Here is a 12,203-nt window from a genome sequence, read left to right as displayed (position 1 = left end):
GTCTCCGTCAGATCCAGTACCGCAGCAACCTCATCGACGGATGCCTCGCCGAAACCGGACTCACCTCGACGACATCACGGCGACAACGTCAGTAGAGCCCCGGACATCACGTTCAACGCGTGGAGCTGAGCTGCAACTGACGCAACTGCCGCTGGACATGGTCCAGCGCGCCCTCGCGGCGGCCCGGGACCCGGGCGCGCAGGTCCGCCAGGGCGGGGCCGAGGTCGCGGGCGCGGGCCGTGTCCGCTATCCGCCCCCACTGGTGGTGCGCCCGGTCCACGGCCGCCTCGACGGCGGGCGCGTCGACCGCCTGCCCGGCGGCCAGCCGGGCGGCGGCGACCGCCATCCAGGTACGGCAGCTGCGCTCGGCGTCCCCCGCGAACATCGCGAGATCGGCCCGCACCTCGGCCCAGTGCAGCGCCTCCTGCGACCCCGCCCCGTGCGCGGCGGCGGCCGCCTCCTGCCAGCGGGCGGCGAGCGCGTCGGCATCGGCGTGGTTCCCGGCCTGGACGGCACTCGAGATGGCGGCGTGGGGGTCACCCACCAGCCCGTCCGGGGGTCCCCCCTCCGGGAGAGCTTGAGGACGGGGCCGTTCAGGCCGATCGGGGGTCCAGGGGGCGGAGCCCCCTGGGGGCACCCGGGCAGCGGCACCCAGCACCAGATCCCCCACCTCCCCTTCCCCCGCGATCCGCCCCAACGCCGCCTGATGCAACTGCTCCACCGCCGGACGGCCCCCGCTGCGCAGGATCGTCGCGACCGCCTTCATGTACGTCGGCGAGGCCACCGTCCGCCGTCCCGGGGGCGGCGCGACCCTCCCGTACACCGCTACCGTCGACCCGCACTCCAGCGCGTGCCCGCGCAGCCATCCCCACGCCTCCGCGTCGGCGTGCAGATCGACCAGCACGGTCGTCGTCCCGGCCGCCCGCAGCCGCAGCTCCTCCCGGAACCAGTGCCAGGGGAACCCGGTGTAGCGCACGGTGGACGGCGTCGTCCGGGCGAGCGCGAGGTGCGGCAGATGCTGGCGCCGGTCGAGCTGGAGCTGGCCGGTGACGAACACGGTCAGCGGTCCGGCCGCCGCCGCGGCGGCCCGCAGCCGGGTCAGCACGGCCTGCGGCTCCAGCGGATCGGCCAGCTCGACGACGTTGGCGGTGTCGGTGCCGGCCAGCACGGCCGGCGGCACGGCCGCGAGCACGGGGAGGACGGACGCCGCGTCCACCAGACATCCCTTGCCCACGGGCGACGCCGCCAGCAGCAGCACGGTTCCGGGCATGGTCCCTCCCCCTGTCGATCAGTACCTCAGCACCGTAACCGCTGCTGCTGCAAAGGTCTGCCTCAGTCCAGCAAACGTCCCCTTACGGGGCCTTGGGGCCGGTACGCCGTACCGCGAAGATCGTCGTGTCGTCCGCGAGCCGGCCCCGGCAGTGCCGCAGGGTGCCCTCGCGGACGAAGGTCACCAGCCGTTCGGGGCGGGCCGTCCGCGGGTCGCGCAGGACCGCCCGGCGCACCTCCTCGGTCAGCGGATAGAACTCCCCGGCCGCGTCCCGCGCCTCCGTCACCCCGTCCGTGACCAGCAGCAGCGTCTCCTCGGCGGCCACCGGCACCCGCAGCACGGGCGACCCGGCGCCCGCCACGGCGACGTCCCACAGTCCGAGCGCGGCGGCGCCCGCCGCGGCGAAGTCCGCGATCCCCCCGGGCAGGCCCGTGCCGGGCGCGGTGAGGTCCCCGAGCCCCAGCGGCAGTCCCTCGCCGCACGGCAGCGGCCGTACCCCCGCCGCGCTCACCACCAGCGGCGGCTCATGGCCGAAGCCGACGACCTCGACCACCCCCTCCTCCCGGGCGGGGAACCCGATGAGGACGGCCGTGGCGAACCGGTCGCCGTCGTCCCGGCCGAGCGCCACGGTGTGCAGCCGGTGCCGTCGCATCCGGGTCTCCAGGCGGGCGGCGACCACCGTCAGGTCCGGCTCGTGGTACGCCGCCTCGCGGAACGTGCCCAGCAGCGCGGCCGCCGCCTCCACCGCGCCGAGCCCCTTGCCCTGGACGTCCCCGAGCAGGACGCGGGTGCCGTGCGGGCCGGGCTGGATGTCGTAGAAGTCGCCGCCCACGCGGGCGTCGGCGTCGGCGGCGAGGTACACGGCCGCGTGGTCGATGCCGCCGAAGACCGGTGGCAGCGGGCGCAGCACCGTACGCCGGGTGGTCTCCGCGATGTCCATCATGTGCAGCATCCGGCGCTCCACCCGCACCCGGACCGAGGCGGCGAGCACCGACAGCACCCCGCCGACCAGGACGAGCACGAAGTCGGCCGGGCCCTCCCGGTACTCGACGGGCCAGGCGGCGTCGCTGGTGACGTAGACGACGAGGGAGAGGACCGCGAACAGGGCCGTCGTCCACACCCCGCACAGCGCGGCGGCGATCGCGGAGACGAACACGCACCACGACACGATCCGGAACTCGCCGGTGGAGTGGTAGTCGGCGTAGCTGATGGCGACGAGCACCACCAGCGGCACCAGCCAGGTGACACTGCGGCCCCGGACCTGCAGCAGCTGATGACGTTGCAGGACGTCCCGGCGCCGGGCCTGCGCGGGGCGGGTGTCCCGCTCCATGAGGTCAGCGAAACACGCGGCGCCGCGCCCCGCATCCGCGCCCCGCATCCGGACCCGCGTCCCCGGGCCGGATCCGGGTACCCGGTGCATCCGACTTGCCACCGCCCGCGCCCAGGTGTGCTCTGGAAGGCGGGGGCGAGGAGAGAGAGGAGCGCTCTCATGGCTCATGCGGCACCCGCGGTGCGGACCCCGGCAGCGCCGGCCCGGACACCGGACATCTTCAGCGCACGGACCCACCGGATCGCACGGTGGGCGGTCCCGGTGGGCATGGGACTCGTCTACGGCTACTGGGTGGCGGCCAACAACCGTTCCGGTGGCCCCATCACCGGCTGGAACCTTCTGCTCGGCTTCGTGAGCACGATCGTGTTCGCGGGCCTGTGGAGGGGCGTGGCGGCCCTGGCCCCGCACATGATGCGCGAACTGCACGCCGTGCTGTGGGCGGTGTTCGCGGGCTGTGCGTTCGGCTTCCTGTACGCCAACACCGGCACGAGCATCCTGCGTTCCGTGTGGATGGGGCTGGTGATCGGCGCGGTCACGTTCGGCGTGCTGTTCTTCCGCTACTACACGCACGAGGACGCGGCGGGACGCCGTATCCGATAGCCCGGCATCCGACAGCCCGACGCACATGGGCCCCGGCGGTTCGCGCCGGGGCCCATGTGTTTCCCTCATCCCTCCACTCACCGGTCGACCGGGATCCACTCCCAGCCACCCGACGAGGTCCCTGATGTCCCGGAGGCGCTGAAGCTCCAGGAGCCCGAGAAGCTGAACGAGCCCGAGCCCGAGACACTGAACGAGCTGTTGGTGAAGGGGTCGTTCCAGTTGGTCCAGTCCCCGTTCTTCCACTGCGGGCACGGGTCGGCGCAGTCCGGTACGCGTCCGCCGCGGACGTCGACGAAGGCGGCGCTGGCCCAGCCCTGGGTGTCGAAGAGCCAGTACCAGTAGGGGTTGCCGTCGACGCTCTGCCCCCTGACCCGGCACTGGACGAGGTCGTGGGTGCCGGGTGCGAGCGAGTCGACGACGGCGGAGTGGGTGGTGGGCTGCTGTCGCACGTTCAGGTCGGTCCGGGAGACGACGGTGCCCACGAGGGGTCCGTCGCCGTGGCCGGTCGGCGGGGCTGCCGCCGCAGAGGTGCCCGCCGCGGTCGCGGCGAGGGTGCCACCGGTGAGCAGGGCCGCGGCCAGAGTCCGCAGGGCCGGAGTGGTGCGCATGATCGGCCTCCTTCTCCCCAGAACCAGGAAACACCCGTTCGGGTGAACCCTCCACCGGAGGCCCCACCGGCCCCAGGAAACCCGGCAGCCCCAGGGGCACCCGTACGGCTCAGGCCCGCTGGCGGCGGCCGCGGGCGGCCCGTTGCCTGGAAGGGTGTCCCGAAGCCTGCGGACCGCCCTCTCGGCCGTCCTGATCGCGCTGTCCTGCCTGCTCGTGCCGCTCGGCACGCTCGCGGCCTGGGCGGCGTACGGCCTCACCGACACCCGCAGCTATGTCACCGCGATGGCGCCGCTGGCCTCCGACCCCGCCGTCCAGGACGCCGTCGCGGACACGGTGGGCGACGGGGTGGCGCGCGAGTCGGGGATGAGCCCGCTGTTCCTGCGCGACGCGGTGCGCTCCTTCACCGCGACCCACGCCTACCGCACCGCGTGGGACGCGGGCAACGAGGCCGCGCACACGGCCGTGATGCGGGCGCTCACCGACGACCGCCCCGGCCCCGACGACGCCCCGGTCACGGTGGACCTGGCGGCGGTCACCACCCCGCTGAAGCACCAGATGACCCTCGACCACGTGCCGTTCGCGGAGCGCATCCCGATCGAGCACACCCGGGTGGCGCTGCTGCCGCCCGACGATCTGGCCACCCTCCGGAAGGGCTACCACGTGCTCGATGTCGCCGGTTTCTGGCTGCCGTTCGCCGCGGTCGTGCTCGCGACGGGCGGTATCGCCGTCGCCGCCTGCCGGCGCCGCGCGATCACCGCGACGGCCCTCGGCACCGCCCTCGGCGGCGCGTTCCTCGGCCTCGCCGTCGCGATCGGCCGCCGGCTCACCCTCGCCGATCTGCCCGACGCGACCCACCGCCCGGCCGCCGCCGCGGTCTACGACGCCCTGACGACCACCCTGCGCAGCGCCGCCTGGCTGCTGCTCGCGCTGGGGCTGACGGTGGCCGGGGCGACCTGGCTCACCGGGTATCTGCGGGCGGCCCGGCTGCTGCGACTGCGGCGAGCGTCCGCAGCGCCCGCCGCAGCTCAGCCTCCGGAGCCGACGCGAGCCCGAGCCTGACCGCGTCCGGGGTGCGGCGCGGGTCGACGGCGAAGGCGGTGCCCGGGGTGACCGCGATGCCGTGCGCGGCGGCGGCGGCCGTGAAGGGGTCGGCCCGCCACGGCGCGGGCAGCTCCCACCAGGCGAAATAGGCCCGCGGATCGGTCCGGACCCGGAACCCGCCGAGCGCCTCGGCGAGCAGCGCCTGCCGCCGTGCCGCGTCCGCCCGCTTGTCCTCGACGAGCCGCTCCACGATCCCCTCCTCCACCCACCGCACGGCCGCCTCCACCGCGAACCGCCCCGCGCTCCACCCACCCGAGCGCACCGCCGCGCCCACGGCCTCCACCCGCGCCCGGGGTACGACGAGCAGACCGACGGTGAGTCCCGGCGCGACCCGCTTGGACAGCCCGTCGACGACATGGGTCAGCTCGGGGGCGTGGGCGGCGAACGGGACGGCACCGGGGTGGAGGAAGGACCAGATCCGGTCCTCGACGACCGGCATCCCCAAGTCGGCCGTGACCCGGGCGAGTTCCCGCATCCGGCGGTCCGTGGTCGTGACGGAGGTCGGGTTGTGCAGGGTCGGCTGGAGGTAGAGCGCGGAGAGCGGGGCGGCGCGGTGGGCGGCACGGAGCGCGTCGGGCCGTACGCCGCCCTCGTCGTCCCCGTCCAGCGGCACCAGCACCACCCCGAGGCGCCCCGCAATCTCCTTGACCAGGGGATACGTCAGCTCCTCCACCCCGACCCGGCCGCCGGGCCGCACGAGGGAGGCGAACGCGGCGGCGATGGCCTGCCGGGCGTTGCCGGTGAACAGGAAGCGGTCGGGCCCGGGCCGCCAGCCGGGCAGCGCGAGCAGCCGGGCGGCGGCCGCGCGGGCGGCGGCGGTCCCGGTGGCGGCGACCGCCCGCGAGGCCTCCGTCAGCACGTCGGGCCGCAGGAGGGGGGCGAGCGCGGGGGCGAGCAGCTCGGACTGGGCCGCCGTGACGGGGTAGTTGAGCTCCAGGTTGACCGGGGGAGCGGAGGGCCGGAGTGGGGGTTCGGTGAGGGACCGGCCCTGCTCCCCCTCGGGCGCGGCCCGTACGAAGGTCCCCCGGCCGACCTCGCCCACGACCAGCCCGCGCCGCACGAGTTCGCCGTAGACGCGCCCGGCCGTGGACGGCGCGATGCGGTGCCGGCGCGCGAACCACCGCTGCGGGGGCAGCCGTTGCCCGGGCCGCAGCCGCCCGGAGGCGATGTCACCGGCGATCCGGTCCGCGATGTCCCGGAAGTCCCCCACGTTTCCCGCCCCCTTGGGATTGCACCGAAGGCAAAGATCTTATTGCACCGAGGAATCGGCCCGCCCTAGGGTCGACCACATGCCCCCCTTCCTCTCATACGAGGACAAAGGCGACGCCGGCTCCTCGGCCCTCCCCCTTGTCCTGATCCACGGCCACCCCTTCGACCGCACGATGTGGGCCCCGCAGATCGAGGCGTTCTCCGCCGGGCGCCGGGTGATCGCCCCCGATCTGCGCGGCTACGGGGCCTCCCCGGTCGTCCCCGGCGTCACCCTGCTCTCCGACCACGCCCAGGACATCGCGTCCCTCCTGGACGAGCTGAAGGTGGACGCGTGCGTCCTGGCGGGCCTGTCGATGGGCGGCCAGATCGTCATGGAGTGCTCCGCCCGCTTCCCCGACCGGATCCGGGGCCTGGTCCTCGCCGACACCTTCGCGGCCCCCGAGACGCCGGCGGGCAGACTGGCCCGGGGCGAGATGGCCGACCGGCTGCTGGCGGAGGGGATGCGCGGGTACGCCGACGAGGTCCTGGAGAGGATGGTCGCCCCGTACGCCGCCCCCGCCGTCAAGGCCCACGTCCACCGCATGATGACCGCCACCCCGCCCGAGGGCGCGGCGGCCGCCCTGCGCGGCCGGGCCGAACGCCCCGACTACCGGCCCCTCCTGTCCCGCGTCACGGTCCCGGCCCTCGTCGTGGTCGGCGCCGACGACACCTACACCCCGGTCGCGGACGCGCGGGCCCTGCACACGGCCCTCCCCGACTCCGTCCTGACGGTGATCGAGGGCGCGGCGCACCTGCCGAACCTGGAGCGACCGGAGGAGTTCGACACCGCCCTGGCGGACTTCCTGACGCGGATCGACGGCACCTAATCCCTTGGCCGGGGCCGGGGCCGCCCGGTTAGCGTGCCGCCCATGAACAGCGAGCGGAAGACGACGACCACCCTCTGGCGCCCCACCGGCCCCGAGGAGCTGGCGCTCGTCGAGGCATCGGACTGGACGGCGTGGCCGCCGCGCCTGCCCGAGCAGCCGATCTTCTACCCGGTGCTCAACGAGGACTACGCGGTACGGATCGCCCGGGACTGGAACGTGCCCGCCTCCGGCGTCGGATACGTCACCCGCTTCGAGGTCGACGCGGAGTTCCTGCGGAGGTACCCGGTGCGCCAGGCCGGGGGCGAGACCATCCTGGAGCTGTGGGTGCCGGCGGAGGAACTCGACGAGTTCAACGCGCACCTCGTCGGGCGCATCGAGGTGGTCCGGGAGTTCCGGTGAGACGGTGAGCCGGTGACCGTACTCGCGGGGTGTCCATAATGAGGCCATGTCCCGCGAGTTCCCCATCGGCCTCACGCCTCCCGACTGGCTGGTGCGGAACCTTCGGCCGCAGCAGGCACCCGTCAACCGGCCCGCCGTCGCCCGCGCCGCCGTCGCGATGACGCTCCCCCTGGTGATCGGCATGGCCGCCGGACAGCCCGCCTACGGGGCGCTCGTCTCCATGGGCGCCCTGTCGGGGGTCATCGGCGACACCGCCGACGCCTACCGCATGCGGATCCTCAACATCGCGATCCCGCAGCTGTTCGGGGCCGTCGGCATCACGATCGGTTCGGCCGTGTACGGCCAGGGCTGGCTGGCGGTCGTCACCGTCACCGCCGTGGCGCTGGTCTCCGGGATGATCTCGACGATCGGGGCGGTGGCGTCCGTGTCCGGGCTGCTGCTGCTCCTCAACTGCGTCGTCGGGGCGGGGCTGCCGATGCCCGGCCCGTGGTGGCTGGCGCCGCTGCTGATGTCCGGCGGCGGGCTGCTCGTCCTCCTCCTCGCGCTGCTGGCCTGGCCGCTGCGCTCCGGGATACCGGAACGCACCGCCGTCGCGGCCACCTACCGCACGGTCGCCGATCTGCTGGCCGCCTGCGGCAGCCAGGTCCCGGGCGCGTACGAGGACGCCCGCCACACCGTCACCCAGTCGCTGAACCAGTCGTACGACCTCGTCCTCGCCCGGCGCGCCCGCCACCACGGCCGCAGCCCCGAACTGGCGCGGCTGCTGGCCCAGTTGAACGCCATCACCCCGGTGGTGGAGGCGGCCCCCGCGGCCCATCTGCACGGCCGGCCGCTGCCGCCCGAGGTCCCGGAGGCCGTGCACCACCTGGCCCGCGCGATCGAGACCGGCTTCACCGGCCCGCTCGCCCTCGCCCTCCCCGCCCCCGGCTCGGAGACCGGACGCGCCGTCGACCACGCCCTGCGGCACGCCGCCGCGGTGGTGACCGCGCCCGACATCGACCCCCGGGGGCCCGAGGACGACCGGCTGGGCCGCCCGCCCCGCCTCGGCACCCGCACCGCCCGGGCCGCCCGCAACGTCGCCCTGTCCGCCGTCTCCTGGCGGTACGGGCTGCGGCTCGCCCTGTGCATCGGCCTGGCCCAGGTGCTGGTGTCGACCGTCCCGGTCGCCCGCTCCTACTGGGTGGCCCTGACCATCACCTTCGTCCTCAAGCCCGACTTCGGCTCGGTGTTCTCCCGGGCGCTGCTGCGCGCGCTCGGTACGGTCGCCGGGCTGGTGGTGGCCGCCGCCGTCCTCTCCCAGGTGCCGCGCGGCTGGTGGGACGTACCGGTGATGCTGGTCCTCGCGCCGCTCATCCCCGCCCTCACCCCGCGCGGCTACGGCTACCAGACGGCCGCGATCACCCCGGTGATCCTGCTCCTGTCGGACAACCTCAACCACCAGGGCACCGGCCTGCTGCTGCCCCGCCTGGTCGACTCGCTGATCGGCTGCGGCATCGCGCTGGTCGCGGGCTACCTCCTCTGGCCGGAGAGCTGGCACACGCGCGTGGGCGACAAGCTGGCCGACGCGGTCGCCGACACCGCCCGCTATGTCGACGCCGCCTTCGGACCGGACGTCGACCCGGCCGCCCGCGCCCGGATGCGCCGCCGGCTCTACCGGGACCTGTCCGTGGTCCGTACGGAGTTCCAGCGGGCCCTGACCGAGCCGCCGCCGACCGGCAGCCGGGCGGCGGCCTGGTGGCCACTGGTCGTCGCGGTGGAACGGATCGTGGACGCGACGACGGCGGCCCGGGTCCGTGTGAAACACGGAGCCGAACCGCCGTCGGAGCCGGAACTGGCCCAGGTCACGCTCCAGCTGCGGGAACTGGCGGAGGGGCTGCGGGACACCGAGACCCTCTATTCCGTCCGCACCGACCTCACCGGCCCGGCGGGCAGCGTCCTGGAGCCGTTGCGCCAGGAGGTGGCCGCCGCGAGGGCGATCACCTCCCCGTCGGGCTAGATCAGGCGCCGATGTCGCACCCGTCGGCCCGCCAGACCGCCACGACCGCCGGACGGACGATCTTCCCGGGCCCGTCGGGCCAGGTGCTGGCCGGCTTCTCGACGGACGCCCCGTCGATCTCTCCCGGGTGCTGTACGGCGACCAGGACGCGCCGGTCCTGGATGACCGGACCGCAGGTCTCCGCACCGGTCGGCACCGTCAGGAACTGCTTCAGCTCACCGCGCCGCGCACCGCGCGTGGCCACGCCGAAGAGGCCGTCGTGGGAGCCGAGCTGGTTGCCGTCGGTGGAGATCCACAGGTTGCCGTGCGGGTCGAAGGCCACGTTGTCCGGGCAGGAGATCGGGCTGACGTCGTCCTTGGGGAACCCGGCGAAGTAGGTCGCCGGGTCGTCGGGGTCACCGGCGACGAGGAACAGCGACCAGGCGAAGGAGGTGCTCTCCGGCCGGTTGCGGCGCTCGGTCAGCTCCAGGATGTGCCCGTGCTTGTTGGCGTTGCGCGGGTTGGCCTCGTCGGCCTTGGCGTTCGCGCCGACACCGCGGTTGGAGTTGTTGGTGAGGGCGACGTACACCTTGCCGGAGACCGGCGAGGGCTGGATGTCCTCGGGCCGGTCCATCTTCGTCGCGCCGACCTTGTCGCCCGCGAGCCGCGTGAAGACGAAGACCTCCTCGGCGCTCATCCCCTCGACGTGCGAGACCGCGCCCTTGGCCGTGGCGGTGGCGAGCGCGATCCACTCCCCGCTGCCGTCGAACTCGCCGTCGGCGGGCAGCTTGCCGGTACCGTCGATCTCGACGGCCGGGGAGTCGCCGGTGAGCCGGGCGACGTACAGCGTGCCCTCGTCGAGCAGGGACAGGTTGTGCTCGCGCACGGCCCGGCTCGACCCCTTCTTCATCCGCTTGCTGCCGACGAACTTGTAGAAGTAGTCGAAGCGCTCGTCGTCACCGGAGTAGACGACCGGCCGCCCGTCCTCGGTCAGCCGCACGGTGGCGGCCTCGTGCTTGAACCGCCCGAGGGCGGTGCGCTTGCGCGGCGTGGAGGTCGGGTCGTACGGATCGAACTCGACGACATACCCGAACCGGTGCACCTCGTTCGGTTCCTGGGCGACGTCGAACCGCTTGTCGAACCTCTCCCACTTGCGCTCGGTGGCGCCGGTGCCGATGCCGTACCGCTTGTCGGTGGTGCGGGAGGAGTTGGCGAAGTACTGGTTGAAGTTCTCCTCGCCGTGCAGGGTCGTGCCCCACGGGGTGGTGCCGCCGGAGCAGTTGTTGAGGGTGCCGAGGACCTTGGTGCCGGTGGGGTCGACGGACGTCTTCAGCAGGTCGGACCCGGCGGCGGGCCCGGTCAGCCGGAACTCGGTGGTGGCGGTGACGCGCCGGTTGAGGGGATGCCGGGGTACGGCGGTGAGCGCCCCGGTCTTCCGGTCCTCCTCCACGACGACGGCGGCGAGGCCGTGCGCGGCCCAGGCGACCTCCACCTGCTGCCGGGTCGGGTTGGCGGCGTCGTACCCGCGGAACATGAGCACTTCATCCGTGTACTCGTGGTTGGCCACGAGCAGCTGGCGGCGGTGCTCGCCCGGGAGGGGCAGCAGCGCGAGGAAGTCGTTGTTGTAGCCGAACTGGCCGGCCTGCGCCGCCGCCGTCTGGTTCTCCGGGTCGAAGGCGGGGGCGCCGCGCAGGATGGGCTCGCCCCAGCGGACGACGACGTTCTGCCGGTAGCCGTCCGGGACGGTGACGGCGTCGGCGGTGTTCGGCGGCACGGGCGTGAAGCGGAGGCCGCGGGCGCCGGTGGCCGGTTTCTTCTTCTCGGCGGCTTGCGCGGGCGCGGCGGCGGCGGGCAGCGCACCGGCCGCTCCCGCGGTGGCGGCGACGGTCACCACGGCCGCGGCGCGCATCATGCCGCGGCGGCTCAGGGCCCGGGCGATGACGTCACCGACGTACTCGTTGCCGCTGGTGTTGGGCACCTCGTGGAAACAGGCGTCACCACACCGGAAACGACAGGTCATGGCGGAACGTCCGCCGGGGTGGGACTGGGACGGCGTTCCGATCAACGGCAGCAGCTTGCGCACCTTTACTCTCCCCTTGCGTTCCCTTGGTGTGAGCGTGACGGTAGGGGGGCGGCTGTGCGCAGGCGCGGCGGAGGGGTGAACGGGTGGTGAATCCCCGGTGGCCACAGGGAAGTTGGGCCGGTTTACCGGGTGGGCGACGGGAGGGGGCCCGGGATGGCCGGGAGGCGGTGTTGACACACCCCGCTTCCCCTCACTCACCCCTGCCCAAGATCGCCACTTCGGGCCGCTAACCTTACGTGTCCGTCCTGGCCAGGGATTGACGGGCTTCAACTCACGCGAAGGGTTGCGCGCATGGGCATTCTCACTCGCCTTCGGAACGCATTCGGCCGCTCACGCAAGGAGCGCACCGCCGAGGCGGAGGGTGCGGAACAGGTCCCCTCGCAGGGACCGGCTTCTTCGCGAGAGGAGCGGCAGAACAGCGAACCGGCGCCCAAGACGGCCCCGACCGCGGTGATCCCCGAGCCCCGCCCGGCAACGGACGACTCGGAACACGAACTGGTCTCGGCGGCCTTCGACAACGTCTCGGTCCCGAAGCCGACCCGCTCCACGGAGACGGGGGCCGAGGAGCCGGAGCCGACGGCCGAAGCCGCGGCTGCAGAGGAGGCCGAGAAGACGTCGGCAGCGCCTGCGGTCGAGACACCGACCGAGCCCGAGGCGAAGCCGGTGGCTGAGGCCGAGGCCGAGCCGACCGCTGAGGCTGAGACCCCGGCGGAACCGGCGGCTGAGCCGGAGGCTGAGGAGAAGCCTTCGGCTGAGACCGA

The 12,203-nt window shown here is 73.9% G+C and carries 10 protein-coding genes and 1 pseudogene; 6 read left to right on the top strand and 5 right to left on the bottom strand.

The window, feature by feature from the left end; genetic code table 11:
• Window positions 1–112: 112 nt before the first annotated feature.
• A complete protein-coding gene (locus ABZ490_RS10625; RefSeq protein WP_358987393.1) occupies window positions 113–1,270 on the bottom strand; it encodes a hypothetical protein in 1,158 nt (385 codons plus the stop codon).
• Window positions 1,271–1,352: 82 nt separating this feature from the next.
• Window positions 1,353–2,600: a PP2C family protein-serine/threonine phosphatase gene (locus tag ABZ490_RS10620; RefSeq protein WP_358987390.1), complete on the bottom strand. Its 1,248-nt coding sequence runs from the start codon at window positions 2,598–2,600 to the stop codon at window positions 1,353–1,355.
• Window positions 2,601–2,759: 159 nt separating this feature from the next.
• Between ABZ490_RS10620 and ABZ490_RS10615 the strand changes: the two genes are divergently transcribed.
• Entirely contained in the window at window positions 2,760–3,200 is a 441-nt protein-coding gene (locus ABZ490_RS10615) for a hypothetical protein (RefSeq protein WP_358987388.1), read from the top strand.
• Window positions 3,201–3,277: 77 nt separating this feature from the next.
• On the opposite strand, the gene ABZ490_RS10610 is transcribed toward ABZ490_RS10615, so the two are convergent.
• Window positions 3,278–3,808, bottom strand: coding sequence for an SH3 domain-containing protein (locus ABZ490_RS10610; protein WP_358987385.1), 531 nt, complete (start codon window positions 3,806–3,808; stop codon window positions 3,278–3,280).
• Between the two features lie 154 nt (window positions 3,809–3,962).
• Here ABZ490_RS10610 and ABZ490_RS10605 point away from each other — a divergent pair, with 154 nt between their 5' ends.
• Window positions 3,963–4,868, top strand: coding sequence for a hypothetical protein (locus ABZ490_RS10605; RefSeq protein ID WP_358987382.1), 906 nt, complete (start codon window positions 3,963–3,965; stop codon window positions 4,866–4,868).
• Here the strand turns inward: ABZ490_RS10605 and ABZ490_RS10600 are convergent.
• Complete coding sequence (locus tag ABZ490_RS10600) at window positions 4,768–6,120, bottom strand: PLP-dependent aminotransferase family protein (RefSeq protein ID WP_358987379.1); 1,353 nt, start codon at window positions 6,118–6,120, stop codon at window positions 4,768–4,770. The two genes, ABZ490_RS10605 and ABZ490_RS10600, sit on opposite strands and share 101 nt — an antisense overlap.
• A gap of 79 nt (window positions 6,121–6,199) precedes the next feature.
• Between ABZ490_RS10600 and ABZ490_RS10595 the strand changes: the two genes are divergently transcribed.
• From ABZ490_RS10595 to ABZ490_RS10585, 3 genes are read left to right on the top strand one after another with little or no spacing between them, the layout of a single operon-like run.
• Window positions 6,200–6,985: an alpha/beta hydrolase gene (locus ABZ490_RS10595; RefSeq protein ID WP_358987377.1), complete on the top strand. Its 786-nt coding sequence runs from the start codon at window positions 6,200–6,202 to the stop codon at window positions 6,983–6,985.
• 42 nt (window positions 6,986–7,027) lie between these two features.
• Window positions 7,028–7,384 carry a hypothetical protein gene (locus tag ABZ490_RS10590; protein WP_358987374.1) on the top strand — a complete coding sequence of 119 codons (357 nt, stop codon included), beginning with the start codon at window positions 7,028–7,030 and terminating at the stop codon, window positions 7,382–7,384.
• A gap of 46 nt (window positions 7,385–7,430) precedes the next feature.
• Window positions 7,431–9,380: an FUSC family protein gene (locus tag ABZ490_RS10585; protein ID WP_358987371.1), complete on the top strand. Its 1,950-nt coding sequence runs from the start codon at window positions 7,431–7,433 to the stop codon at window positions 9,378–9,380.
• Window position 9,381: 1 nt separating this feature from the next.
• On the opposite strand, the gene ABZ490_RS10580 is transcribed toward ABZ490_RS10585, so the two are convergent.
• Entirely contained in the window at window positions 9,382–11,442 is a 2,061-nt protein-coding gene (locus tag ABZ490_RS10580; RefSeq protein ID WP_358987368.1) for a PhoX family protein, read from the bottom strand.
• Between the two features lie 450 nt (window positions 11,443–11,892).
• Between ABZ490_RS10580 and ABZ490_RS10575 the strand changes: the two are divergent.
• Window positions 11,893–12,203 (top strand): annotated as a pseudogene (locus ABZ490_RS10575) (Toxic cation resistance protein); the annotation flags it as partial.

It is taken from the genome of Streptomyces sp. NPDC005811 (genome assembly GCF_040630405.1).
Classification (GTDB): Bacteria; Actinomycetota; Actinomycetes; order Streptomycetales; family Streptomycetaceae; genus Streptomyces.
Note: the sequence above shows the minus strand (reverse complement) of the source record. Positions and strands in the feature narration are given on the sequence as shown.